At 64.6% G+C, this 26637-nt stretch carries 5 protein-coding genes; 2 read left to right on the top strand and 3 right to left on the bottom strand.

Going from position 1 to position 26637, the window contains the following annotated elements:
- Positions 1 to 256: 256 nt before the first annotated feature.
- Positions 257 to 16273 (top strand): SDR family NAD(P)-dependent oxidoreductase, encoded by a 16017-nt coding sequence (locus ACFXNW_RS07645; RefSeq protein WP_379416789.1) that lies wholly within the window; start codon positions 257 to 259, stop codon positions 16271 to 16273.
- Between the two features lie 44 nt (positions 16274 to 16317).
- Here ACFXNW_RS07645 and ACFXNW_RS07640 read toward each other — a convergent pair whose 3' ends face one another.
- From ACFXNW_RS07640 to ACFXNW_RS07630, 3 genes are all read right to left on the bottom strand, one after another.
- The gene (locus ACFXNW_RS07640) at positions 16318 to 17655 is read right to left on the bottom strand and encodes a cytochrome P450 (RefSeq protein WP_379416787.1); all 1338 of its coding nucleotides are present in this window, start codon (positions 17653 to 17655) and stop codon (positions 16318 to 16320) included.
- 134 nt (positions 17656 to 17789) lie between these two features.
- Positions 17790 to 18251 carry a nitroreductase family deazaflavin-dependent oxidoreductase gene (locus ACFXNW_RS07635; RefSeq protein ID WP_379416786.1) on the bottom strand — a complete coding sequence of 154 codons (462 nt, stop codon included), beginning with the start codon at positions 18249 to 18251 and terminating at the stop codon, positions 17790 to 17792.
- A gap of 87 nt (positions 18252 to 18338) precedes the next feature.
- Positions 18339 to 19826 (bottom strand): thioesterase domain-containing protein, encoded by a 1488-nt coding sequence (locus ACFXNW_RS07630; RefSeq protein WP_379416784.1) that lies wholly within the window; start codon positions 19824 to 19826, stop codon positions 18339 to 18341.
- 531 nt (positions 19827 to 20357) lie between these two features.
- Here ACFXNW_RS07630 and ACFXNW_RS07625 point away from each other — a divergent pair.
- Complete coding sequence (locus ACFXNW_RS07625) at positions 20358 to 26630, top strand: SDR family NAD(P)-dependent oxidoreductase (RefSeq protein WP_379416783.1); 6273 nt, start codon at positions 20358 to 20360, stop codon at positions 26628 to 26630.
- Positions 26631 to 26637 lie beyond the last annotated feature (7 nt).

The following is a 26637-nucleotide window of genomic DNA, read 5'->3' as shown; positions in this document are numbered from 1 at the left end:
CTGAGGGGTGGGAAATCAGGTATGAAGAGTCAGATGTCGGCGATCGCGGCGTTTCGGATATTGGATGTCTACGCCCCTCATTGCGAATGCGCCTAGAAATTCAGGGCCTAGTTCGATCCTGGGTTGGTCCAGCCCGCGAAAGGCCAGATCGCCGACGTGGTCGATGCCCATCACGACCATTTCGTGGTTTATCCCGACGGATACCTACGACAACACATCGCAACCCAACTTCACTCGACTTGGATAGGGAATTGGTATGACTCGGGTATATCCAGGGCGCGCTGAGCTTCTCGATGATGAGCCCGAGCGGACACAGCCGATCGCGATAGTGGGGACAGGCTGCCGGTTTCCAGGCGGTGTGGAGTCGTCGGAAGACCTGTGGCAGTTGGTAATCGACGGTCGTGATGGCCTATCAGATTTTCCGGCAGACCGCGGCTGGGACCTGGAGCACCTGTACGATCCAGAGCCGGGTGTACCAGGCAAGTCCTATGTGCGCGTGGGCGGATTTCTCCATCGATCATCCGAGTTCGACGCCGAGTTCTTCGGCATCAGCCCTCGCGAGGCGCTAGCGATGGACCCTCAGCAGCGAGTACTGCTGGAAACCGCATGGGAGGCGCTGGAATCAGCGGGCATCGACCCATCGGCACTACGCGGAAGCGACACCGGAGTGTTCTGCGGGGTGATGCAAAACGACTATGGGGTCGGCGCCGGCGGGCAGGTTCCGGTCGACGTCGAGGGCTATCAATTGACCGGCGGTTCATCCAGTGTGGTGTCGGGTCGCGTGTCGTATGTGTTGGGGTTGGAGGGCCCGGCGGTTTCGGTGGACACTTCGGCATCGTCATCGTTGGTGGCGCTGCATCTGGCAGTCCAGTCGTTGCGGTCGGGGGAGTGTTCGCTGGCGCTGGCCGGTGGCGTGACGGTGATGTCGACACCCGCGACGTTCGTCGAGTTTTCTCGGCAGCGGGGGCTCGCTGTCGATGGTCGGTGTAAGCCGTTCGCCGAAGCTGCCGACGGGACCGCGTGGGGCGAGGGCTCGGGTGTGTTGGTGCTGGAGCGGTTGTCGGATGCCCACCGCAACGGCCATCAAGTATTGGCGGTGGTACGGGGTAGCGCGGTGAATCAGGATGGTGCGTCCAGTGGTTTGACCGCGCCGAACGGGCGCTCGCAGCAGCGGGTGATTCGCCGTGCGTTGGCCGATGCCGGTGTCGCGGCCGCTGAGGTCGATGTGGTGGAGGCGCACGGCACGGGCACCAGGTTGGGTGATCCGATCGAGGCGCGGGCGTTGCTGGCCACGTATGGGCAGGACCGGCCGGAGGATCGGCCGGTGTGGTTGGGTTCGATCAAGTCCAATATCGGGCACACGCAGGCGGCGGCGGGTGTGGCCGGGGTGATCAAGATGGTGCAGGCGCTGCATCGGGGAATTTTGCCCAAGACGCTGCACGTGGATATGCCGTCCGCACATGTGGATTGGAGTGCGGGGCGGGTGGAACTGCTCACCGAGCAGCGCGACTGGCCGGTGGTCGATCGTCCGCGTCGCGCTGCGGTATCGGCCTTCGGTCTGAGCGGCACCAATGCACACATCATCCTCGAACAGGCACCCGTACCCGAAGAACAGACTGCGGCAGTCGGGGCAACGATGCCGCCGACCGCATCCGAATCGGGGCCAACGCCGGAATGGTCACCGTTGGTGTGGGTGGTGTCGGCGCGGACCCGAGACGGACTGCACCGCCAGGCACGGCGGCTACTGGAGTATGTCGAACAACGTCCGGACCTGTCGCCGGCGGATGTGGGTTATTCGCTGTTGACGACTCGGTCGTTGTTCGACCATCGCGCAGTAGCGGTGGGATCCAGTCGTGAGGAGCTGCTCGGTGAGCTGCGCGAACTAGCGGAGCCCGGGATCGTCACCGCACACTCGGCGGTAAACAGGTCCGGGAAGATGGCGTTCGTTCTGCCGGGTCAGGGCTCGCAATGGGTCGGAATGGGCAGGGAGCTGTATGAGACGTTCCCGGCATTTGCCAAGGCTATGGACGCAGTGCTCGCCGAGCTGGACCCGCATCTAGTGGGTGAAGTGCGTGCGGTGTTATGGGGGTCGGATGAGAAGAAGCTCAGGCAAACGGTATTCGCCCAAGCGGGTTTGTTCGCGGTCGAAATAGCGTTGTTCCGGCTGTTCGAGGATTGGGGTGTGACACCGGATTTCCTCATCGGTCACTCTGTCGGAGAGCTGGCCGCTGCACACTTGTCCGGCGTGTTGTCCCTCGAGGATGCCGCATTGCTGGTCGCGACGCGTGGCCGGTTGATGCAACTGCTGCCGACTGGTGGTGCGATGCTCGCGGTGCGTGCAGGCGAGGACTATGTCCGGGCGATGCTCGACGACTTGACGATGAAGGACGTCGACATTGCCGCCGTCAACGGACCGGAATCCGTAGTTGTTGCGGGCACCGAACACTCGATCGTACATATTGCTGAGTATCTTCAACGGCACTCCGTCCGAGCGACACATTTGAATGTCTCACACGCGTTCCATTCATCAATGATGGAGCCGATGTTGGGCGAGTTCGCGGTATCGGCGGCGACTATCGCAGCGGCCGAGCCCGCGATCCCACTGGTGTCCAATGTGGATGGCCGCCTGGCGGGCACAGGATATGGGACAGCACAGTATTGGGTACGCCATGTTCGAGAAACTGTACGTTTCGGTGCCGGATTGGACCTGCTCCGTGAGCTGGGCGTAACCAAGTTCATTGAACTGGGTCCTGCAGCCGGACTGGCAGGTTTGGTCACTGAGTCGTCTCCGGCAAGCGATGTGCTGACGTTGGCCACAATGCGGAAACGGCGACCGGAAGCACTGGCTGTGATGCATTTCTTGGCCCGGGCCTTCGAAGCTGGCATTTCGGTCGAGTGGGTGAAACTGTTTCCAGGCGGTCGCCGGATAACGCTGCCGAGCTATGCCTTCCGGCGGGATCGGTTCTGGTTGGCCGACAGGCACGCAACTGCCGAGACATCGGTGAGCGCCAACCGCGATTCGGGCATGTTCGATGCCGATCGGCGCCTGGACACGGAGCCATCGGCTATCGAGGACGCAGGTGTGGCGCGGCTACGGCTGGCTCAACTTCCGGTGGACGAAGCTCGGACTCTGCTCACCGAAACTATTCGAGGCGAGAGTTCGCTGGTTCTCGGGCACGGCAGGGCGGCGGCCATTGACGCTGACCGTAGTTTCCGGGATCTGGGTTTCGATTCGTTGACCGCGGTCGAGCTTTGTCATCGGTTGAACACCGTCACCGGGTTGCGGCTGCCTGCGACGCTGGTCTTCGACTATCCGACGCCGGACGCGATGACCTCGCACATCCTTGCCCAGCTCACCGACTCCGGTGGCTCCGCGGCATCGGCATCGGAATCGGCGCCGGTGGTGTCACTGTCGTCGTCGGAGCCGGTGGCGATCGTGGGGGTAGGGTGCCGGTTCCCGGGTGGGGTGTCCTCGGCAGAACAATTGTGGCAGTTGGTGATCGACGGGCGTGATGTGATTTCGGGCTTCCCGGACGATCGCGGCTGGGCCGGGGTGTTCGATCCGGTGCCGGGTGCGGCGGGCAAGTCGTACACGAACCAGGGCGGATTCCTTTACGACGCGGCCGAGTTCGACGCGGAGTTCTTCGGAATCAGTCCGCGTGAGGCGATCGCGATGGACCCCCAACAACGGATTCTGCTGGAAACCGTGTGGGAGGCACTCGAACACGCCGGAATCCAACCTGCCACCCTGCGTGGCAGCGACACAGGTGTATTCGTCGGCGTGACCGACCAATCGTACGACGTTGGTTCGAGTACCGGCGACTTGACGGGGTCCAACGGCTATCGATTGACCGGCGGTACGGCGAGTGTGGTGTCCGGTCGGGTGTCGTATGTGCTGGGGTTGGAGGGCCCGGCGGTGTCGGTGGATACGGCGTGTTCGTCGAGTCTGGTGGCCTTGCATCAGGCGGTGGCGGCCTTGCGGTCGGAGGAGTGTTCGCTGGCGTTGGCCGGTGGCGTGACGGTGATGCCCACTCCGTCGATGTTTGTGGAGTTTTCTCGGCAGCGAGGGCTCGCTGTCGATGGCCGGTGTAAGCCGTTCGCCGACGCTGCCGACGGGACCGCGTGGGGTGAGGGCTCGGGTGTGCTGGTGCTGGAGCGATTGTCCGATGCCAGGCGCAACGGACATCAGGTGCTGGCGGTGGTGCGGGGTAGCGCGGTGAATCAGGATGGTGCGTCGAATGGTTTGACCGCGCCGAATGGGCCTTCGCAGCAGCGGGTGATTCGGCGTGCGTTGGCCAATGCCGGTGTCGCGGCGGCCGAGGTCGATGTGGTGGAGGCGCACGGCACGGGCACCACACTGGGCGACCCGATCGAGGCGCAGGCGCTGTTGGCGACCTATGGTCAGCGTGATCGTGATCTGGAGCCGGTGTGGTTGGGTTCGATCAAATCCAATATCGGGCACACGCAGGCGGCGGCGGGGTTGGCCGGGGTGATCAAGATGGTGCAAGCCCTGCGCCACGGGGTGCTGCCCAAAACCCTGCACGTGGACGCGCCGTCCTCGCACGTGGATTGGACCACGGGACACGCTGAGCTGCTGAGTCGGGCACGGGACTGGCCGGACGCCGATCGTCCGCGTCGCGCTGCGGTGTCGTCGTTCGGAATCAGCGGCACCAATGCCCACGTCATCCTCGAACAAGCACCGGTGAGCGAGCCGGCACCGCAACGACATACACCGACAGATTGGTCGGTGCCGGTGGTGTGGGCGGTGTCGGCGCGGACCGGGGAAGGGGTGGCGGCGCAGGCGGCTCGGTTGTCGACCTACCTGGGTCAGCGTCCGGATGTGGATGCGGAGGATGTGGCTGCGACGTTGGCGGAACGTACGCGGTTCGATCATCGTGCGGTGATCGTGGGCGGGGACCGGGCCCCGTTGCTCGGCGGGCTCGACGCGGTGGCACGGGGGCTACCCGCCGGTGCCGGTGCTGGCGCGGTGGTGTCGGGAACCGCACGCGCACAAGGCAAGACGGTGCTGGTGTTCCCGGGTCAGGGAGCGCAGTGGCTGGGGATGGGGCGGGAGTTGCTGGTTTCCTCGCCGGTGTTCGCGCAGACCATGACCGAGTGTGATCGTGTGTTCTCCACGCTGGTGGACTGGTCGCTGCGCGAGGTGCTCGACGGTGCCGAAGGTGCGCCCTCGCTGGAGCGTGTCGAGGTTGTGCAGCCGGTGTTGTTCGCGGTGATGGTGTCGCTGGCGCAGCTGTGGCGTTCGGTCGGTGTCGAACCGGATGCCGTGGTGGGTCATTCCCAAGGAGAGATCGCCGCAGCCCATGTGGCCGGTCTGTTGTCGCTCGAGGACGCCGCCCGGATCGTGATCCTGCGCTCGGCGGCGTTGACGGCGTTGGCCGGTCAGGGCGCGATGGTGTCGGTCGGGCTCTCGGTCGAGCAGGTCGAGCGACTGATCGAAAGGTTCGACCGGTTGGCGGTGGCTGTGGTCAACGGCCCGGAATCGACAGTGGTGTCCGGTGACATCGGGCAGACGGAGTTGTTCCTGACCGAGTGTGAGCGTCTCGATATTCGCGCACGTCGGATCGCGGTGGATTATGCTTCGCACTCTCCCCAGGTCGAACAACTCCGCGATCATCTGCTCGACGCATTCACCGAAATCCAGTCGCGTTCACAAGATTCCACCGGTTCGGGTGGTACGGCGGAGGTGGTCTTCTATTCCACCGTTACCGGCACGATCCTGGACCCGACTGAATTGGATGCCCAGTACTGGTTCCGCAACTTGCGGGAAACGGTGCGTTTCGAGCAGGCCGTGCAGGCATTGCACCGCGACGGATACAGCGTCTTCGTCGAGGCGAGCCCACACCCGCTGTTGACCGTCGACATCGAACAGATCTGTGCGGCAGCCGGTCTCGACAGCAGTATTCCCCTGTACAGCTATGACCCGGTGATCGTGGGTTCGCTGCAGCGTGGCGAGGATTGCGCGGTCGCCTTCACACATTCGATGGCCCGACTGGATGTGTCAGGTGTGGGTGTGGTGTGGGATGCGATGTGCCAGGGACATGGTCGCCGGGTCGAATTGCCCACATATGCGTTCCAGCGTCGCCGCTATTGGCCGACTTCGAACGGGACCGGTGACGTGGGGTCGTTGGGGTTGGCCGGGGCCGAGCATCCGTTGCTCGGTGCGGTGCTGGTGTCCGCGGACACGGGTGCGGTGGTGTTGACGGGTCGGTTGTCGTTGGCGTCGCAGCCGTGGCTGGCCGATCACGCGGTCGGTGGGGTGGTCCTGTTCCCCGGTACCGGGTTCGTGGAGTTGGCGATGGGCGCCGGGCAGGAAGTCGGATGCCCGGTGTTGCGGGACCTGACATTGATGACTCCATTGGTGTTGACCGGTCACACCGCGGTACAGCTTCAGATCGTGGTCGAGGCAGCCGATGAACGCGATTCGCGCCGGCTGGCGGTGTATTCCCGCGACGCCGAAGACCCTCGACCGGAATGGGTAATCCACGCCGAAGCCGTCCTGGCCGGAGACGGCGCGGATTCCCCACCAACGCTGCCCGGCGGCTCGGCATCGGAGCATATGGGGGTGTGGCCCCCACCCAACACGGTCGAGCTCCCGGTCCACGGCATGTACGCGGTGTTGGCCGACATCGGATACGGATACGGCCCGGCATTCCAAGGACTGCGGTCGATCTGGCGCCGGGGCGAGGAACTGTTCGTCGAAGCGGCGCTGCCCGACACCGTCGCTGACGCACCACGATACGGACTACACCCGGCCTTGCTGGATTCCGTACTGCATGCGATCGCCGCACACGCCGTGGACTCCCATACCGATACCGATACCGGTGTGATGTTGCCGTTCGCATGGTCGGAGGTGACCCTGCACGCGGTCGGCGCAACCACGGTGCGGGCCCGGATCGCACCAACCGGTACGGGCGCGGTCGCGATACACGTCACCGACACCACCGGACACCCCCTGTTGACAGCCGCCTCGTTGACCTCACGGCCTCTGTCCCCCGGACAGTTGGGCGCACCCACCGCACGCGACCGGCTGTGCGCAGTGCACTGGACCCCGATCCAGACCGATACCCCGACCTCGGCGTCGGCGTCGGAGTCGCGGGTGTTCGCCACGGCCGAGGACTTCCTGGCCTGGACCCGGGACGAGACCGTGCCGGTACCACCGGTCGTGGTGTTCGACCGACGCAGCCCCGACAGCGATCACGACGGTGCCGCTGCCGGTATGCCGGGGCGTGTGCACGGGGCAGTCGCCGACACGCTGGTCGTGTTGCAGGCCTGGTTGGGTGAGTCGCGTTTCACCGCAAGCATGTTGGTGGTGTCGACCTGTGGGGCGGTCGCGGGTGCGGGTGAGCCGGTCGACGATCTGGCCGGGGCCGCGGTGTGGGGTCTGGTGCGTTCGGCGCAGTCGGAGGACCCCGGCAGGGTCGTGCTCCTCGACACCGATCAGCCCGTCGACGTGCTGGGGGTGGCGCTGGCCGAGGTGCTGGCTAGTGGTGAACCCCAGATGATGGTTCGTGACGGCGTCCTGCATGTGGCCCGGCTGACCCGGTTGAACGGTTCGCTGGGTCTCGTTGTGCCGGAGTCGGTGTCGTGGCGGCTAGAGGCTTGTGACGACACTTTCGACGGGCTCGGGCTGAGCCCGTGCGGTGCCGCTGACCGACCATTGGGGCAGGGTCAGGTCCGTATCGCGGTGCGGGCCGGTGGCCTGAACTTCCGAGATGTCCTCATCTGTCTGGGCACGGTAGACGTGGGGAACACCGTGATGGGCATGGAAGTCGCCGGGGTGGTCGAAGAGGTCGGCCCCGGGGTCGCGGGCTTCGTCGTCGGCGACCGGGTGATGGGGTTGATCGAGGATGGTCTTGGTCCTGTCGTGGTGACAGATCAGCGGTTGATCGTCCGCATGCCTGATGGATGGTCGTTCGTCGAGGCGGCCGCTGTTCCGGTTGTTTTCCTCACCGCCTATTACGGATTGCAGGATTTGGCGCAGGCGCGGCCGGGTGAGATGTTGCTGGTGCACGCGGCGGCGGGCGGGGTGGGTATGGCGGCGACCCAGCTGGCCCGATACTGGGGGCTCGAGGTGTATGGGACCGCGAGCCGGGGCAAGTGGAACACATTGGGCACATGGGGTTTCGATGAGCGGCATATCGGTGATTCGCGGTCGCTTGATTTCGGTGAACAGTTCCTGGCGGCCACGGGTGGTCGTGGTGTGGACATCGTTTTGGATTCGCTGGCCGGGGAATTCGTCGATACGTCGTTGCGGTTGTTGCCGCGTGGTGGTCGTTTCTTGGAGATGGGCAAGACCGACATACGCGATAGCGAAGAGGTTGCTTCTCGTTATCCGGGAGTGCAGTATCGTGCGTTCGATCTGTGGGATGCCGGTGCGGATCGGATCGCGGAGATGCTGACCGATCTGAGGGCGATGTTCGACGAGGAAATTATCGTTCCGTTGCCGGTCAAGAACTTTGATGTTCGGCGTGCGCGCGAGGCGTTCCGGTATTTCAGTCAGGCGCGTCATATCGGAAAGATCGCCCTGTCCATGCCAGTGGGGGAAGCCGGTGTGGATTCAGGTGTGGCGTCGGCGGTGTCGGCGGGCACGGTGGTGATCACCGGTGGGACAGGCGGGTTGGGGGCGATGTTGGCTCGGCGTTTGGTGGTCGAGTACGGGGTGCGGTCATTGGTGTTGGCGAGTCGTCGTGGTCCGGGCGCTCCGGGGGCGGCGGAGTTGGTCGCGGAGTTGTCGGGGTTGGGTGCGCGGGTGCGGGTGCTGGCGTGTGATGTGTCGGATCGGGGGGCGGTGGTGGAGTTGTTGGCCGCGGTTCCCGGGGATGCGCCGTTGACCGGTGTGGTGCATACCGCGGGTGTGCTGGATGACGGTGTGGTGGTGTCGTTGACCCCGGAGCGGGTGCACACGGTATTGGCGGCGAAGGCTGATGCGGCGTGGTATCTGCACGAGTTGACCCGTGAGTTGGATCTGGGGATGTTCGTGTTGTATTCCTCGGTCGCGGGTGTGTTGGGCACCGCAGGGCAGGGCAACTATGCGGCGGCAAATGCGTTCCTGGACGGGTTGGCCGAGTATCGCGGTGGCGAGGGGCGGACGGCGGTGTCGATCGCGTGGGGTTTGTGGGCTGCGGGTACCGCGATGACCGGACACCTCGGCGATGCCGATACCGCACGGATGGGTCGGGGTGGCGTGCTGGCGATGTCGGACGAACAGGGTTTGAGATTGTTCGACGCCGCTGTGGCGCAACATCGTGCGGGTGTAGTCGCTGCCCACATCGATTCGGCCGCAGTGGTGGCCGGTTCTCGTGCCGGTGTCCTCGCTCCGTTGCTGGAGGGGATGCTCTCCACGCTCGGCCGCAGCACTCCGGGTGCGTCCGGCGCGGTGGGTCTGCGGCAGCGGTTGGTCGGGTTGACACCGACCGAACAACAAGCACTGATCCTGGATGCGGTTCGTGGTCAGGTCGCGGCCGTGCTGGGACATGACAGCGGCACGGTTATCGATCCCGACCGCAACTTCAGAGACCTGGGGTTCGACTCCCTGACCGCCGTCGAGGCACGCAACCGGTTGGACACGATCACCGGGTTGCGGTTGCCCGCGACCCTGGTCTTCGACTACCCGACACCCGACGCTGTCACCACACACATCCGCACCCAGCTCACCGATGCCGCGGCTGCCGCGGTCGAGGCGGTGCCGGTCGCGGTGCCGGTGTCGCTTTCGGAGCCGGTGGCGATCGTGGGGGTGGGCTGTCGGTTCCCGGGTGGGGTGTCCTCGCCGGAGGAGTTGTGGCGATTGTTGGTCGACGGTCGTGATGTGATCTCGGACTTCCCGACCGATCGTGGTTGGGACGGGGTGTTCGATCCGGCGCCTGGTGCGGCGGGCAAGTCGTACGCGAACCAGGGTGGATTCCTTTACGACGCTGCCGATTTCGATGCGGGGTTCTTCGGGATCAGTCCGCGTGAGGCGATCGCGATGGACCCTCAGCAGCGGGTTCTGTTGGAAACGGCGTGGGAGGCGCTCGAACACGCCGGAATCGATCCGGCATCGTTGCGTGGCAGCGATACCGGTGTATTCGCCGGTGTGATCGATCAGTCGTACGACGCGGGTTCGGGTACCGGCGACCCGACGGGGTCCGAGGGCTATCGGTTGACCGGCGGTTCGGCGAGTGTCGTGTCGGGTCGGGTGTCGTATGTCTTGGGGTTGGAAGGGCCTGCGGTGTCGGTGGACACGGCGTGTTCGTCGAGTCTGGTGGCGCTGCATCAGGCGGTGTCGGCGCTGCGTGCGGGCGAGTGTTCAATGGCGTTGGCCGGGGGTGTCACGGTGATGACGACCCCGGGGGTGTTCGTGGAGTTTTCCCGGCAGCGGGGGTTGGCTGCGGATGGCCGGTGTAAGCCGTTCGCCGACGCTGCCGACGGGACCGCGTTCGGCGAGGGTTCGGGTGTGTTGGTGTTGGAGCGGTTGTCGGATGCCCACCGCAACGGCCATCAAGTATTGGCGGTGGTGCGGGGTAGCGCGGTGAATCAGGATGGTGCGTCGAATGGTTTGACCGCTCCGAATGGGCCTTCGCAGCAGCGGGTGATTCGGCGTGCGTTGGCCAATGCCGGGGTGTCTGCCGGTGAGGTTGATGTGGTGGAGGCGCACGGCACCGGGACTACGTTGGGTGATCCGATCGAGGCGCAGGCGTTGCTGGCCACCTATGGGCAGGACCGGCCGGAGGATCGGCCGGTGTGGCTGGGTTCGATCAAGTCCAATATCGGGCACACTCAGGCGGCGGCCGGTGTGGCCGGGGTGATCAAGATGGTGCAGGCCCTACGTTATGGGGTGCTGCCCGAGACTTTGCATGTGGATGAGCCGTCCTCGCAGGTGGATTGGGCGTTGGGGCACGCGAGTGTGTTGACCGCGGCGCGGGATTGGCCCGTTGTCGATCGTCCGCGTCGTGGCGCGGTATCGGCGTTCGGTATCAGCGGCACCAATGCACACGTGATCCTCGAACAGGCGCCGGAATCGGTGACCGGCCCCGTGACCGGTGTCGGTGGGGACGAGCCCGTGGACGGGCCGGTTGTGTGGGTGGTGTCGGGTCGCACGCCAGAGGCGTTGGCTGGGCAGGCGGGTCGGTTGTCGCGTTATCTGCGCGAGTGTCCGGACGTGGATCCGGTGGATGTGGCGGCGACGTTGGCGGGTCGATCGCGGTTCGAGCATCGAGCGGTGGTCGTGGGCGTGGACCCGGCGGCGTTGTTGAGGGGCTTGGACGCGGTGACCCAAGGGGTGGCCGGCGACGGTGTGGTGTCGGGGACCGCACGCGCACACGGCAAGACGGTGCTGGTGTTTCCGGGCCAGGGTGCTCAGTGGCTGGGGATGGGCCAGGGACTGTCGGCCCGGTTCCCGGTGTTCGCGGAGGCATTCGACGAGGTGGTGGCTTTGTTGCAGGAGCGGTTGGGGTTTCCGCTTCGAGACATCATGTGGGGAGAGGACTCGCGTGCGCTCAGTCGAACACAGTTCACGCAGGCGGCGTTGTTCGCTGTCGGGGTGGGTGTGACACGGCTGCTGCAAGAGTGGGGAATACGCCCGGACTTCGTGGCGGGACACTCGATCGGTGAGGTGAACGCCGCATACGCGGCGGGGATTTTGTCGCTCGAGGATGCGGTGGTGTTGGTGGCCGCGCGCGGGCGTTTGATGGAGGCCCTGCCCGAAGGCGGGGCGATGGCGGCGGTGCAGGCATCCGAAGCCGAAGTGCTGCCGTTGCTGACTGCGGGGGTGGCGGTAGGGGCAGTCAATACCGCAGCAGCCGTGGTGCTTTCCGGCGCCTACACCGAAGTCGATTCCGTGGTCGAGCGATTGGGCAGCCAGGGACGCAAGACCCGATGGCTGGAGGTGTCGCATGCGTTTCATTCCCCGCTGATGGAGCCGATGCTGGCCGACTTCGCCGCGGCGATAGCACAGCTGTCCTTCAACCAACCGCTCATCCCGATGGTGTCCAACATCGACGCCACCATCCGTACCGCCGGCGGGATCGGTGCCGGGGCTGCGGATCCGGCGACCGCGGGGTACTGGGTCGAGCAGGTACGGGCGACAGTGCGGTTCGGTGAGGCGATACGTGCCTTGTACCGGGCCGGAGCGGACCGTTTCGTCGTCGCCGGTCCCGACGGTGGACTGACCGGGCTGATCACCCAGAATCTCGAGGACCTGTCGCTGCCAGTCGAGCATCCCACCGTGGGGGACCCGGCAACGAACACGCCTACGACCGTGGCCATTGCTGCGGCGATGGTGGTGCCGGTCTTGGGCAGGGACCGTGACGAGACCGAAACCGCGCTCAACACTGCCGCCCGCTTGGATGTGGAGGGTGTGGGTGTGGACTGGGATGCGGTGTTGGGGGGTTGTGGGCGGCGCGTGGAGTTGCCGGGTTATGCGTTCCAGCGTCGGCGGTATTGGTTGAGACCGTCTGGGGTCAGTGATGCGGTGTCATTGGGGCTGTCGGGGGCTGGGCATCCGTTGCTGGGGGCGGTCATGGCGTCGGCGGGTTCGGATGGCGTGGTGTTGACCGGGCGGTTGTCGTTGGCAATCCAGCCGTGGCTGGTCGATCACGCGGTCGGTGGAACGGTGTTGTTCCCGGGTACGGGGTTCGTGGAGTTGGCGATGCGTGCGGGTGAGGAGGTCGGGCGTCCAGTGCTGCGGGAGTTGATGTTGACGACTCCGCTGGTGTTGACCGCCGAGACCGCGGTGCAGCTGCAGGTCGTGGTCGATGGGCCCGATGGGCAGGAGCAGGGTGCGCAGCGGGTCGTGGTGTACTCCCGTGATGCCGGGGACCCGCAGGCAGAGTGGGTCACTCATGCCGAGGGGGTGCTGGATCGGCAGGGTGTCGACGTCGCGAATTCGGTTGCCGCCGGTCCGGTGTCGGAGGGGTTGGCGGTGTGGCCGCCGCGCGGCGCGGTGCCGGTGGCGGTGCACGATCTGTATTCGGTGTTGGCCGATCGCGGATACGACTATGGTCCGGCTTTCCAGGGGTTGCGGTCGTTGTGGCGTCGTGGTGAGGAGTTGTTCGTCGAGGCTTCATTGCCGGACACGGTGAGTGATGCGTCGGAGTTCGGCCTGCATCCGGCGTTGCTGGATTCGGTGCTGCATGCCACGGTGATGGGAGCTGGTGCCGATGCCGGTGTCGAGGTGATGTTGCCGTTCGCGTGGTCGCAGGTGTCACTGCATGCGGTCGGCGCGTCGGTGGTGCGGGCCCGGATCCGGCCGGCTGATTCCGATTCCGGCGCGATGGCCATCGAGGTCGCCGACAGTTCCGGGCGCCAGGTGTTGACGGCGGGGTCGTTGACCTTGCGGCCGGTCTCGCCGGGACAACTGGGCGCCGCGAGCGCACGTGAGCGGTTGTGCGCGGTGCAGTGGGCACCGGCGCCGTCTCCGATCCCTGGTTCGGGATCGGTGCCGGAGTCTCGAGTGTTCAGCACAGTCGAAGAATTCTTGGCGTGGACGCGCGACGACACTGCGTCGGTGCCGCCGGTGGTGGTGTTGGACCGGCGCGAGGGCGGCGAGGACACTGCTGAGGATGTGCCGCGGCGGGTGCATCGCGCGACCGGTGAGGTGCTGGCCGTGTTGCAGGCCTGGCTGGGTGAGTCGCGGTTCGCCGGGAGCGTGCTGGTGGTGTTGACCTGCGGGGCCGTCGCGTGTGTGGGTGAGCAGATCGCTGATCTGGCCGGTGCCGCGGTGTGGGGTCTGGTGCGTTCGGCGCAGTCGGAGGACCCGGGCCGGGTCGTGCTCCTCGACACCGATCACCCCAACGGCCTTTTCGCAGATGCCGATCTCGAGAGCGGGCGCGGCTCGGTCGAGGTGGACTCGTCGATGCCGGGGGTGGCCCTGGCCGAGGTGTTGGCTTGTGGGGAACCCCAGGTGATGGTCCGTGACGGGGTGCTGCACCTGGCCCGACTGACCCGGCTGACCGATTCACTGGATCTGGCTGTGCCGGAGTCGGTGGCGTGGCGGCTGGAAGCCGGTGACGACACCGTCGACGGGCTCAGGCTGAGCCCGTGCGATGCCGCGGATCAACTACTGGAACAGGGCCAGGTCCGTATCGCGGTGCGCGCCGGTGGCCTGAACTTCAAGGACGTTCTCATCTGCCTGGGTGCGGTGGCAGCGGCGGACACCCTGATGGGTAGGGAAGTTGCCGGGGTAGTCGTCGAGGTTGGCCCGGGCGTGGCGGGCTTTGCCGTCGGCGACCGGGTGATGGGGCTCATCGCCGATGGTCTGGGTCCCTTCGTGGTGACGGATCAGAGACTGATCGTCCACATGCCTGAGGGGTGGTCGTTCACCGACGCGGCCACTGTTCCGGTTGTTTTTCTCACCGCGTATTACGGGCTCCGGGATTTGGCTCGGGTCCAGCCGGGTGAGACGTTGCTGGTGCACGCGGCTGCCGGCGGAGTGGGTATGGCGGCGACCCAGTTGGCCCGATACTGGGGCATCGAGGTGTACGGGACCGCAAGCCAGGGTAAGTGGGACACCTTGGGTGCCATGGGGTTCGATGAGCAGCACATCGGTGATTCCCGGTCGCTTGATTTCGGAGAACAGTTCCTGGCGGCCACGGGTGGTCGTGGTGTGGACATCGTTCTGGACTCGCTGGCCGGGGAATTCGTCGATACGTCGTTGCAGCTGCTGCCGCGAGGTGGTCGTTTCCTGGAGATGGGCAAAACCGACATACGCGATAGCGAAGAAATCGCCGCTCGTTATCCGGGAGTGCAGTATCGTGCGTTCGATCTGTGGGATGCCGGTGCGGATCGGATCGCGGAGATGCTGACCGATCTGAGGGCGATGTTCGACGAGGAAACTATCGTTGCGCTGCCCGTCAAGACATATGACATTCGGCGCGCGCGCGAGGCGTTCCGATACGTCAGTCAGGCACGTCATATCGGAAAGATCGCCTTGTCCACCCCAGTGGGTTCCGGTGGTGTGGATTCAGGTGTGGCGTCGGCGGTGTCGGAGGGGACGGTGTTGGTGACTGGTGGGACTGGCGGTTTGGGGGCGATGCTGGCTCGGCATTTGGTGGTCGAGTACGGGGTGCGGTCGCTGGTGCTGGCGAGTCGTCGTGGCCCGGGCGCTCCGGGGGCGGCGGAGTCGGTCGCGGAGTTGACCGGGTTGGGTGCCCGGGTGCGGGTCGTGGCGTGTGATGTGTCCGATCGCGGCGAGGTCGTGGAGTTGTTGGCCGCGATACCCCAGGACGCGCCGTTGACCGGTGTGGTGCATACCGCGGGTGTACTCGATGACGGTGTGGTGGCGTCATTGACCCCAGAGCGAGTGCACACCGTGTTGGCGGCCAAAGCCGATGCCGCATGGCATTTGCACGAGTTGACCCGCGAGCTGGACCCGGCATTGTTCGTGTTGTATTCCTCGGTCGCGGGTGTGTTGGGTACTGCGGGGCAGGGTAACTATGCGGCGGCGAACGCGTTCCTGGACGGGCTTGCCGAACACCGCCGTGCCGGCGGACAGGCCGCGGTATCGATCGCGTGGGGATTGTGGGCTACAGGCACCGCGATGACCGGACACCTCGATGATTCCGATACCGCACGGATGGGTCGTGGTGGGGTGCTGGCGATGTCGGACGAACAGGGATTGAGATTCTTCGACGCCGCTGTGGCGCAACATTGTGCGGGCGTGGTCGCTGCTCGCATGGAATCGGCTTCGATGGCTGCCGGTGCGCGCGCGGGCACCCTGGCGCCGTTGCTGGAGGGCCTACTGCCGGGGGCCCGCCGTGTCACGGGAGTTGTGCTGGGTCTACGCCAGCAGTTGGTGGGACTGACCGACGCCGCCGAGCGAGAGGCGTTGGTTCTGGACACTGTCCGAGATCAGGTCGCGGCCGTGTTGGGTCACGAGAGCGGTGTGGGCATCGATGCCGGCCGCAATTTCCGGGATCTGGGTTTCGACTCGTTGACCGCGGTCGAGACACGCAACCGGTTGAACGCCGTTACTGGGTTGCGGTTGCCGGCGACGCTGGTCTTCGACTATCCGACACTGGAGGCGGTGACCGCGCACATTCTTACCCAACTCACCGACACCGATATGTCCGACTCTTTATCGCGTCTGGAAAAAGACGTAATGGATATGGTCGACGGCAGAACAATGACCAATGAATTCTACTCGAGGCTTTTGAATTTGGCCCGAATCGCCAGTCGGGCGAACGAAGAACGGGAAACATCCCCGTCGGAGGACGTCATGGCCATGAGTGACCAAAAACTACTGGATCTGCTGGAGGATGAATTCGGCATATCGTAGCGGTTTGGGAGCGGCCGGCGCCGAGTCGCCGGCCGCCGAAACGACTAGCCCGCGGCACTTTTGATCGGCTGAACCGACATTCGCAATCCCTTGGGCGTGCGCGGCGGGAATGTCGTCATCCGCAGCGACTCCCCAGGGTTCCCCACGAACGCCAGCTCACAGGTGGCCAGCAAGCGTGCGACGCACAGCAGTGCCTGAATCTTGGCCCAGTTCTTTGCGATACACTCGCGCCTGCCGAAACCGAAAGGGGCGTAGCCCGTCCGGTTGCTTGCGCGCACATCGATGAACCGGTCCGCGATGAACGCCGTGGGATCGGGAAAATGCTCCTCGGACTGATGGGAGGCGGTGGTGGCGATGAACACCATCGAACCTTCGCGAATCTGGAATCCTCGAAACTCGAAATCTCTCGCGGCGCGGCGTACCACAGCCGGCGCGACCGGATTCAAGCGCATGGATTCCTGGAGGGCCGACCACAGGTGAGGCATGGCCGCCAGTGGATCTACCCCGCAGGGGCGACCGTCGAAATACGCCATCGCCTCCGCGCGCACCGCGGCGTGCAGGTCGGGGCGCTCGAGGATGTCGCGCAAGGCGATGGCGATGGTGGAGGTGGAGGTATCCGCGCCGCCGATGAACGGACCGAACAGGCTCAGGATCAGCTCATTACGGCTGATGCCGCCGCTGCGGTACAGCTTGACCAGCGCTGTCGCCAGCGGCGGCTGCCCCGAATCGGACGATTCGGCGAGCAATGTGTCGGCCAGCTCGGTGATGTACGCCATCACACGCCGCAGCGCGGCCCGATACGGCGGCCACGCCAACACGAGTTTCGGCCAGTGCCCGAGCGATACTCGTAGCAAGAAACTGCTGACGTAGAACAGGGTGTCGGTCATGTCGACCGCGTCGTTGGACCGGACCATGGTCGCGCTCGCCTGGCAGACGAACAACCGCCGCAGTTCGGGCATCAGGTCGATGGATTCCTGTCCGATCCATCGTTCGACCATGAAATCGACCGCGCCGACCAGCTTTTCCGGATCGGCCGCATGGCTCGAGTGGCCGCGCGCCAGGCGGCGGCGTAGGACCGCGTGCATATCGCCGTCCGAGTCGGCGATGAAATGCTCCGCGTCGAACTGTTCCCGAAAAGCCCGGAATCCGCCCGCAGCGATCAGGGCGCCGTTCTGCTCCAGGCGTAGGAGCTCATCCATGACCTCTCGACCGGCGAACACGGTGGCTTCCATATGCGGATAACCGACTCGGAACACGTTCCCGAGCTCCGTGACCCCTCGGACCATCAGAGTATTCGGATCCTTCAAGGTCTGCCAGGTGTTCTGAAACGCGGACTGCCGCAATTTCGGCGCCAGCGTGGACCCGTCTTTCCCGCGGCCCATATCTTTCTCCCCTTACGCTTCGGTGTCTGGCGAGAGCCATGTGATCTGGTCACCCGGTTCCGGTCGCTCTTAACGGCAGTCGGCGTCGTAGCCAGAACGGTGTTGTTAGAATCTGTTCTAGCCAAGGCGCTGAATCAGTGCGGCGTCAGCGCGAATACCCGGGGCTCGCGGGTGCCGAGCGCGGCAGGGCGGTCATAGTTCGGCCACACTGCTGCGAGATTCGACCAGATCCGTTCGCGCTCTTCGTCCTCCAATAGTCGTGCCGTCACCGAGACGCGCCGCCCCCTGATCAAGGCGATCGCCTCCGGATCGGCGAGCAGATTGGCCGACCACTCAGGATGTCGCGGCCCACCCCAGTTCGAGCCGGTGACGTAGTATTTCCCGTTGTCCGCGATGTAGAGCAGCGGAACCGATCTGGGTAGGCCGGTTCTGCGGCCGGTGGTCGTCAACAGGAATCCAGTGCAGCCACTGCCCATCATCACATTGACGCGACCGCGGGTGAGTCGGTAGACAGCCCGGTCGAACGGCACCTTCTTTTTCATCGCCGCGAGGAACCAGGGCCTGGAACCCAGGGAGATCGTCGCCTTGGTAACCAACGAACGAGTAGAACCAGCCATGAATGAAGTGCCCCCTGTGATCACGATTGCTGCGATAGTAGAACAGGTTCTATGATCCCGCACAGGTTAACCGTCGCTTGCGCTCAACTGCCTCAACCATTGGTCGACCACCTGCGCGGTCGTATGCGCCTCAGTGCTGCACAGTGCGACATGTTCGGCATCCACGGTCTGCACTGTCTGTGCGGTTGACCAGCTTTCTATGGGCCACTCGTTGAGATTGTGCGTCGGTGACGGTTTCGTGCATTTGATGACGAGCGCCGCACAGTCGACAGGCTGATACTCGAATTGCAGCAACAGCTCGAGCCAGCACGCCAGCGCGGTCAACCGTGCGGTGGTGAAGCCGGCGAGGTCGGGGATCATCGCCTCCGTATCGACCACGGCGTGTCTCACGGTTTCCATTTGGCGCTCGTTTGCTTCTCGCGCGATGAAGGAATCGAAGATGATCAACCCCCGCAGCCGGGTATTGCCTTGCTCCAGCAGCCGAGCCGCAGTGGCGTGGGCGAGGTTTCCTCCTCCCGACATGCCGGCCAGGACGAAGTCGTCGTTCCCGACGGTGTCGAGGACGGACTTGGCGATACTTTCGATGGCGGCGTCGGGCGACGCAGGTAAGGGCTCATCCGGCTCGTATCCCGAGAGTGGGATGACCGAGAGGCGACGATGACCACCCAGATGAGCGGCAAGCAGAATGTACTGAATGTATCCGCCGAGGAAAGCCGGGGTGCAGATCAATACAACGTGCGGCAAGGTATCACCGCCACTGTTGTGCGGCGTGCCACCGCTGAGTCCGATGCCGGTCGGTACTGCTGGGGCATGGTGGTCGAATGCCGGGCGGAGTTGCGCAGCCGCAAGAAGGAACTCCAGGCCGTCGGTGAACTTATCGTCTGCGATCGCCTGCCGGAACATGCGGACAATGGTTGGTTCAACGGATGAGGAGCTCGCTGCGGGATACTGTCCGGCAGACTCGGCCACCGCGGTGTCGCCGTCGGTGGTGGGTCCTGTCCCGTCACGTCGAGGTGCCAGCAAGATGGTTCCGCGAATGGCGAGTTGCGGTTCGGTGCTGGCGATTGCGGTGACGGCCATGTTCCGTACGGCCATGAGTCCGAATAAATCCCCGAGGCCTTTATCGGCGGAATCGGTGTCGACGAGAATGATCCGCCCCGGGGTCTCGGTCTGAGCCGACTTCACCAGCTCCCATATCGCCGATCCTGCAGGGTGCGCAACCTCGTCAGTCGATACCGGAATCGCGCCGCGCGTGAGTATCAGTAAGGTGCTGGAATCGAAGCGCCGTTGTCCGGACCAGGACTGCAAAGCGGCCGACACCTTCTGTGTCATGGCGTGCGTATCCGTTGGTAGTGCACCGGATTCGTCTCTGCGGCAGTCCAGAACGATAACCTGGGCAGTGTCGGTGTCGGGCCCGTTCAGTGCTTCTGTCCAATCACACGGTGCCACTTCGGGTAATGATGTGGGCGTGGGAATTGTGGTCCACCCGATGGTGTGATGCTTATTCGTGGTTTCGTCAGATGTCTCGGCGAGCCGGCCTTGCTCTGTGGTCATTGCTCAAAGCTTCCGTTTTAGTTGCCGATTTCGGCGGAGTCGAGGTATCGGGATGATGAGATCCGCAATTGGGGTCGAGACCAGTGTGTGCGGACAATGGCTACTTCAACTCTGGATTGCGGCTGCGGCCCCCCGTGGAGTAGAACGTGTTCTTTCGACTGGCCAGGATCGCGTCGCCGGAGCCCCGTCTTGCCGAAGGTCCGCAAAACTGGCTCCAGGGGCGCTCTTCGCTGCACCTCGTCGTCGCCAGCATGCCATGAGGAACTGGTGTCGTCCACCCTTGACTAGAACACGTTCTTGCATGATGCTGATACGGATCTTTGTGGAGGCAGCCTAATGGGGGTGGGGCAGATGGACCTGGCGGCGCCCGATGCCGAGCAATGGCAATCGATTCACCGCAGATGTCGTCGGCGCCGGGAGGCATGCGTAAGCGGCGGCAGATGCTGAGGTTTCGCTTTCGTTGAACGAAGAGTTCGGCATTCCTGAGTCTTTGTCTGGATTGGGTTTGCTCTTGTGAATAGAGGTTCCGAAGTGGTCGATCAGCAGAAGCTGCAGCATCTCCTGCGACGTGTCACAGCCGAGCTTCAGGAAAGCAGGGCCAAGCTGCGGGAGCTGACGCAGTCCGCCTCGGAGCCGGTGGCGATTGTGGGTATGGGGTGTCGTTTTCCGGGCGGTGTGGGGTCGCCGGATGATCTGTGGCGCCTGGTCGTCGAGGGTCGTGATGCGGTGTCGGTATGGCCGTCTGATCGTGGGTGGGATCAGACGGGCTTGCTACTTCCGGAGCCGGGGGTTGCGGGCAGGTCGTACACGAATGAGGGCGGATTCCTTTACGACGCGGCCGAATTCGATGCGGGGTTCTTCGGGATCAGTCCGCGTGAGGCGATTGCGATGGACCCGCAGCAGCGGTTGCTTTTGGAGACGGTGTGGGAGGCGTTGGAGCGGGCGGGTATCCAGCCGGATTCGTTGCGTGGCAGTGATACTGGCGTGTTCGCTGGTGTCATCGGGCAGGTCTATGGCGGGATAGTCGGAGCCGGGGCTGATCATGGAGTGGAGGGGTATCGGTTGACCGGCTCCGCGCCCAGTGTGGTGTCGGGCCGGGTGTCGTATGTGCTGGGGTTGGAGGGCCCGGCGGTGTCGGTGGATACGGCGTGTTCGTCGAGTCTGGTGGCGTTGCATCAGGCGGTGGCGTCGGTGCGTGCGGGGGAGTGTTCGCTGGCGTTGGTCGGGGGTGTCACTGTGATGACAACCCCCGGTGTGTTTGTGGAGTTTTCCCGGCAGCGAGGGTTGGCGCCGGATGGCCGGTGTAAACCGTTCGCCGAAGCGGCTGATGGTACGGGGTGGGCCGAGGGTGTCGGCGTGTTGGTGTTGGAGCGGTTGTCGGATGCCCACCGCAACGGCCATCAAGTATTGGCGGTGGTGCGGGGTAGCGCGGTGAATCAGGATGGTGCGTCGAATGGTTTGACCGCTCCGAACGGGCCTTCGCAGCAGCGGGTGATTCGGCGTGCGTTGGCCAATGCCGGCGTCGCGGCCACTGAGGTTGACGTGGTGGAGGCTCACGGCACCGGGACTACGTTGGGTGATCCGATCGAGGCACAGGCTTTGCTGGCCACCTACGGGCAGGACCGGCCGGAGGATCGGCCGGTGTGGTTGGGTTCGATCAAGTCCAATATCGGACACACTCAGGCGGCAGCCGGTGTGGCCGGGGTGATCAAGATGGTGCAGGCCCTGCGCCACGGGGTGCTGCCGGAGACTTTGCATGTGGATGAGCCGTCCACACAGGTGGATTGGACGTTGGGACATGCGGGTTTGTTGACCGCGGCGCGGAATTGGCCGATGGTTGATCGTCCGCGTCGCGCCGCGGTATCGGCGTTCGGTATCAGCGGCACCAATGCACACGTGATCCTCGAACAGGCGCCGGAATCGGTGACAGACCCCGCGACCGGTGCTGGCGCCGGTGCGGACCGGCCGGTGGTGTGGGTGGTGTCGGGTCGGACGCCGGATGCGTTGGCGGGGCAGGTGCGGCGTCTGCGGGATTTCGTGGCCGGTGACGCGTTGATGAACGTGCAGGACCTCGCGCGGTCGTTGGTGTCTCAGCGGTCGCGGTTCGACCACCGTGCGGTGGTGGTGGGTGCGGATCGTGACCAGTTGCTTGCGGGGCTGACTGCGCTGTCGGAGCAGACTCCGAGGCCTGGCGTGGTTACCGGCGTGGCTGGAGTGCCACGTAAAATTGTGCTGGTATTCCCTGGTCAGGGGGCTCAATGGCTGGGCATGGGAAGGCAGCTACTGGACTGTTCGCCGGTGTTCGCTCAGAAGATGGCCGAGTGCGATGCTGCGTTTTCGCCGCTGGTGGATTGGTCGTTGTTCGCTGTGCTCGCGGGTGCGGAAGGAGCGCCGTCGCTGGAGCGCGTCGACGTGGTTCAACCGGTGCTGTTCGCGGTGATGGTGTCGTTGGCCGAGCTGTGGCGCTCGGTTGGTGTTGTTCCGGACGCGGTGGTGGGTCACTCCCAAGGCGAGATTGCTGCGGCGTATGTGGCCGGGGCCTTGTCCCTCGAGGATGCCGCTCGGGTAGTGGTCCTGCGCTCGGCGGCCTTGATTGCTGTGACTGAGCAGGGTGGGATGGTGACGGTGTCCTTGCCTGTCGACCAGGTTACCGCGCGGCTGGCCGGATACGACGAATTGTCAGTGGCTGCAGTGAACGGCCCGCAGGCAACGGTGGTGTCCGGTGTGGCAGTGCAGCTCGAGGATTTCCTGCAAGCCTGTGCACACGACAACGTTCACGCACGTCGGATCTCGGTGGACTACGGTTCACATTCGCCCCAGGTCGATGTGCTCCGCGAACCGCTGCTGAAAGCGCTGGCCGGCCTTCAGCCCAGATCGTCTCGAGTGGGGTTCTGGTCCAGCGTGACCGGTGGCGTACTGGACGGCACCGAGTTGGATGCAGACTACTGGTTCCGGAATCTGCGGGAACCAGTGTGCTTCCAACAAGCAGCTCAGGCCCTACTGGAGGACGGGTACAACGTCTTCGTCGAGGTCAGTCCGCATCCTCTGCTCACGGTCGGTATCGAGCAGATTTGTGACCTTCAGGTGGGTGCCGATCCGGTGACCGTAGTGGGTTCGCTGCGACGTGACGAAGGGGGTATGGACGCTTTCCTACTGTCGGCGGCGCAATTGGAGGTATCGGGTGTGGGGGTGGATTGGGCGGCGTTGCTCGGACCTGCTCATGGGGGCGGGGTGTCTTTGCCGACGTATGCGTTTCAGCGGCGCAGGTATTGGTTGGATGGAGTCTCGAGTGGTGGGGATGCGTCGTCGTTGGGGTTATCGGCGGCTGGTCATCCGTTGTTGGGGGCCGTGGTGGTGTCCCCGGACAGGGGCGGTGTCGTACTGACCGGCCGAGTCGGCCTGACGACCCATCCGTGGCTGGCCGACCGTGCCGTGGGTGGGTTCGTGCTGTTACCGGGGACCGCTTTCGTGGAGTTGGTGCTGCGTGCGGCGGCGGAAGTGGGTTGTGCACTGCTGCAAGAGCTGACTGTGATGAAGCCCCTTGTGCTGCCCGACGAGGTCGGGGTGCAGTTGCAGGTAGTGGTGGACGGCGCCGACGAGCTCGGCTGCCGGTCGGTGTCGGTGTATTCCCGTGCCGAGGCCGCCGACGGCATGTGGGTTCTGCACGCACAGGGTGTGTTGGGAATCGAGGGTGTGCCGGAGCTGGATGCGGGGTTGGCGGTGTGGCCGCCCGATGGTGCGGTCGCCGTGCCTGTGGATGATCTGTATGACCGGTTGGCTGTTGCCGGTGACGAGTATGGACCGGCGTTCCAGGGGTTGCGATCGGTATGGCGGTGTGGCGCGGAACTGTTCGTGGAGGTCGGGCTGCCCGAGTCGATGACCGATGTGTCGCGGTTCGGGGTGCATCCGGTCTTGCTGGAGTCGATGCTGCACGGACAGCTCGTCGATGTCGATCCCGATCCAGGGCGAGTGAAGTTGCCATTCTGCTGGCAGGGGGTGACTTTGCACGCGACCGGAGCGTCGCTGCTGCGGGCGCGTATCACTCCAGTACCTGGCGATATCGATGCAATATCGATCCAGGTCGCCGATGCGGTCGGCCGGATGGTGTTCACGACCCGGTCCTTGACTGTGCAGGAGGTATCTCCCGCACAGCTGGACGCCTTCTCGGTGCAGGACGGGTTGCATCGAGTGCAGTGGACGCCCCTAGCGGCGCAGGTCATCTCGCCTGTCGACGCCGAAACCTTCACCGATGTCGAGGTCTTCGGTAGCTGGGTGCAGAACCAGGAAGTAACCGTACCTGCGGTAGTCGTATTCGACCGTGGCGTGCTCGGTGCCGGTGCAGACGAGGATCTGCCGAGCCGTGTCCGCGAGGCGACGCACGAGATGTTGAACGTGTTGCAGGCCTGGCTCGATGGGTTGCAGTTTGCGGGGAGCACCCTGGTTGTGGTCACTCGTGGTGCGGTCGGCCGGGCTGGGCACGAAGTCACTGATTTGCCAGGATCGGCAGTCTGGGGTCTGGTGCGTTCGGCCCAGTCGGAGGCTCCGGACCGCATCGTCCTGGTCGACGTCGACACTGACGAGCTGACCGCCGAAGGGCTGGCGGCGGTGATCGGGTCGGGCGAGCCCCAGGTTGTGATCCGTGCCGGTGTTGTGCACGTTGCCCGGTTGGCGCGGCTACCTGTTGACGCCCGGGATACCGGGAAGAGCGTCCGCACGGTGCCCGTCGACTTGCCACGGCCGGTATCGGGCGCGGGTGGCGTGGTGTCGGATGGGACGGTGCTGATAACCGGCGGTACGGGTGGTTTGGGTGCGGTGTTGGCGCGGCATCTGGTGACACACCACGGGGTGCGGTCGCTGGTGTTGGCGAGTCGTCGTGGTGCGGCTGCGCGGGGAGCGTCGTTGCTGGTGACGGAGTTGGGCGAGCTGGGTGCTCGGGTGCGGATCGTGGCTTGTGATGTCGCGACTCGCGATGGCGTGGCCGAGTTGCTGGCGGCGGTGCCTGAGCAGTTCCCTGTGACGGGTGTGGTGCATGCGGCCGGTGTGCTCGATGACGGTGTGATCGCATCACTGACACCGGACCGGATCGACGCGGTGCTGGCAGCAAAGGCTGATGCGGCCTGGTATCTCCACGAGGCTACGAGCCGGATGGATATGGCGATGTTCGTGCTCTACTCGTCGGCGGCGGGTGTGTTCGGAGCAGCGGGACAGGGCAACTACGCGGCTGCGAATGTGTTCCTGGATGGGTTGGCCGAGCATCGGCGTGCGAGTGGGCTGGTCGCGACGTCGATCGCGTGGGGGTTATGGACTTCCGATACCGGGATGACCGGGCATCTCGCTGATACCGACACCGCTCGGTTGGGTCGTAGTGGGTTGTCACCTATCTCGACCGAGCAAGGTCTGGCAATGTTCGACACTGCGATCGTCGCGGACCGTGGCGCAGTGGTTGCGGCACCGCTGGATCATGTGGTGCTCGATGCGCAGGTCAGGGCTGGGACATTGATCCCGCTGCTGCGGGGTGTCGTATCGAGTGCACGGCGTCGTTCGGTGCCGGATCTGTCGCGGGAGCGGGGGGCGGGTTTGCGAGAGCGGGTTTCAGTGCTGGCGGAAGCCGAGCGACTGCCGCTGCTGCTGGGCGTGGTGCGGGAACAGATGGCGGTTGTGCTCGGCCATGATGGTCCCGACGCGATCGATCCGGCGTGCAACTTCCGGGAGTTGGGTTTTGATTCGCTGGCCGCGGTCGAGGCCCGTAACCGACTCAATACGGTTACGGGACTGCGACTGCCAGCGACCCTGATCTTCGACCATCCCACACCTGCCGCCCTCGCCCGACACATTCTGGACGAACTATTCCGAGCCCATGGGGAGACCGTGGCAGCGCCGATGCGGTCGTCGGATGGAGTTCGCGAATCTACCGAGCTTCCGGCGGCAGAACTCGCCGCTCCCGCAGAGACTTTGGTCGATGTCATCCGGCAGGCGATCGCAGACAATAGGTTCAGACACGGTTTGGTACTTTTGCGAGCAGCAGCGAAACTCCGTCCGATGTTCGACCACGTCACCGGGGGAGCGCCCACCGGCATCGGAATCAGTGGCGGTTCGCCCGACAACAATTGCGGGGATGTGTTGCCGCACTTGGTGTTCATCAACGCCCCGGAATTCCTCGGCGGATCCATTCAGTACACGGAGCTTGCCGCCCATTTGGGCGGTCACCGCCGTGTCTCGACTATCCCGCTGCCAGGATACGATCCGGATGAGTCGCTCCCTGCCTCGCTCGATGCCGCAATCGGCAGCATTGTCAAGACGGTCCTCGATACCGTGGGCCAGGACGAATTCGTCCTTGGCGGTTACTCGGTAGGCGGAAACATCGCACACGCGGCGGCGGCACGGCTATTGGAACAGGGAAATACCCAGCTGCGAGGCGTGGTCATCCTTGACGGCTTTATCGCCCGGGAGGCGAATGAATGCCAACTGAACGCCCGGGGGAACCACATGCTCGAGATGGATGCGAAGAATCTCGCCGGCCTCACCACCGCACGGTTGACCGCATTCGGCTGGTGGTTCGACCTGGCGATGCAGATCGACCACAAGCCGCTTGAAACTACGACGCTTTTCGTCAAGTTCACGCGACCGTCGCCTGTGCATCAGGGCCTCGATGAGTGGCCGATAGAAGCCTGGTCAACCGCGCAGACGGTCCGGACCGTGAACGCGGATCACGTTGCGCTGTGCGGTGCCGAGGTCAAAGGAACGGCACAGCTGATCGACCAATGGCTCACGCAGCTGAGCGCAGGCATCCGACCTATTCAGTGAGAGAGAA

Source organism: Nocardia sp. NPDC059180, assembly GCF_042754945.1.
In the GTDB taxonomy this organism is placed as follows: Bacteria; Actinomycetota; Actinomycetes; order Mycobacteriales; family Mycobacteriaceae; genus Nocardia.
This window is presented reverse-complemented; position numbering and strand designations above follow the sequence as displayed.

Bases quoted from the DNA above. Each gene is read 5' to 3' on its own strand.
- ACFXNW_RS07645 (WP_379416789.1), top strand. From the start codon at position 257: ATGACTCGGGTATATCCAGGGCGCGCTGAGCTTCTCGATGATGAGCCC.
- ACFXNW_RS07640 (WP_379416787.1), bottom strand. From the start codon at position 17,655: ATGGGCCGCGGGAAAGACGGGTCCACGCTGGCGCCGAAATTGCGGCAG.
- ACFXNW_RS07630 (WP_379416784.1), bottom strand. From the start codon at position 19,826: ATGACCACAGAGCAAGGCCGGCTCGCCGAGACATCTGACGAAACCACG.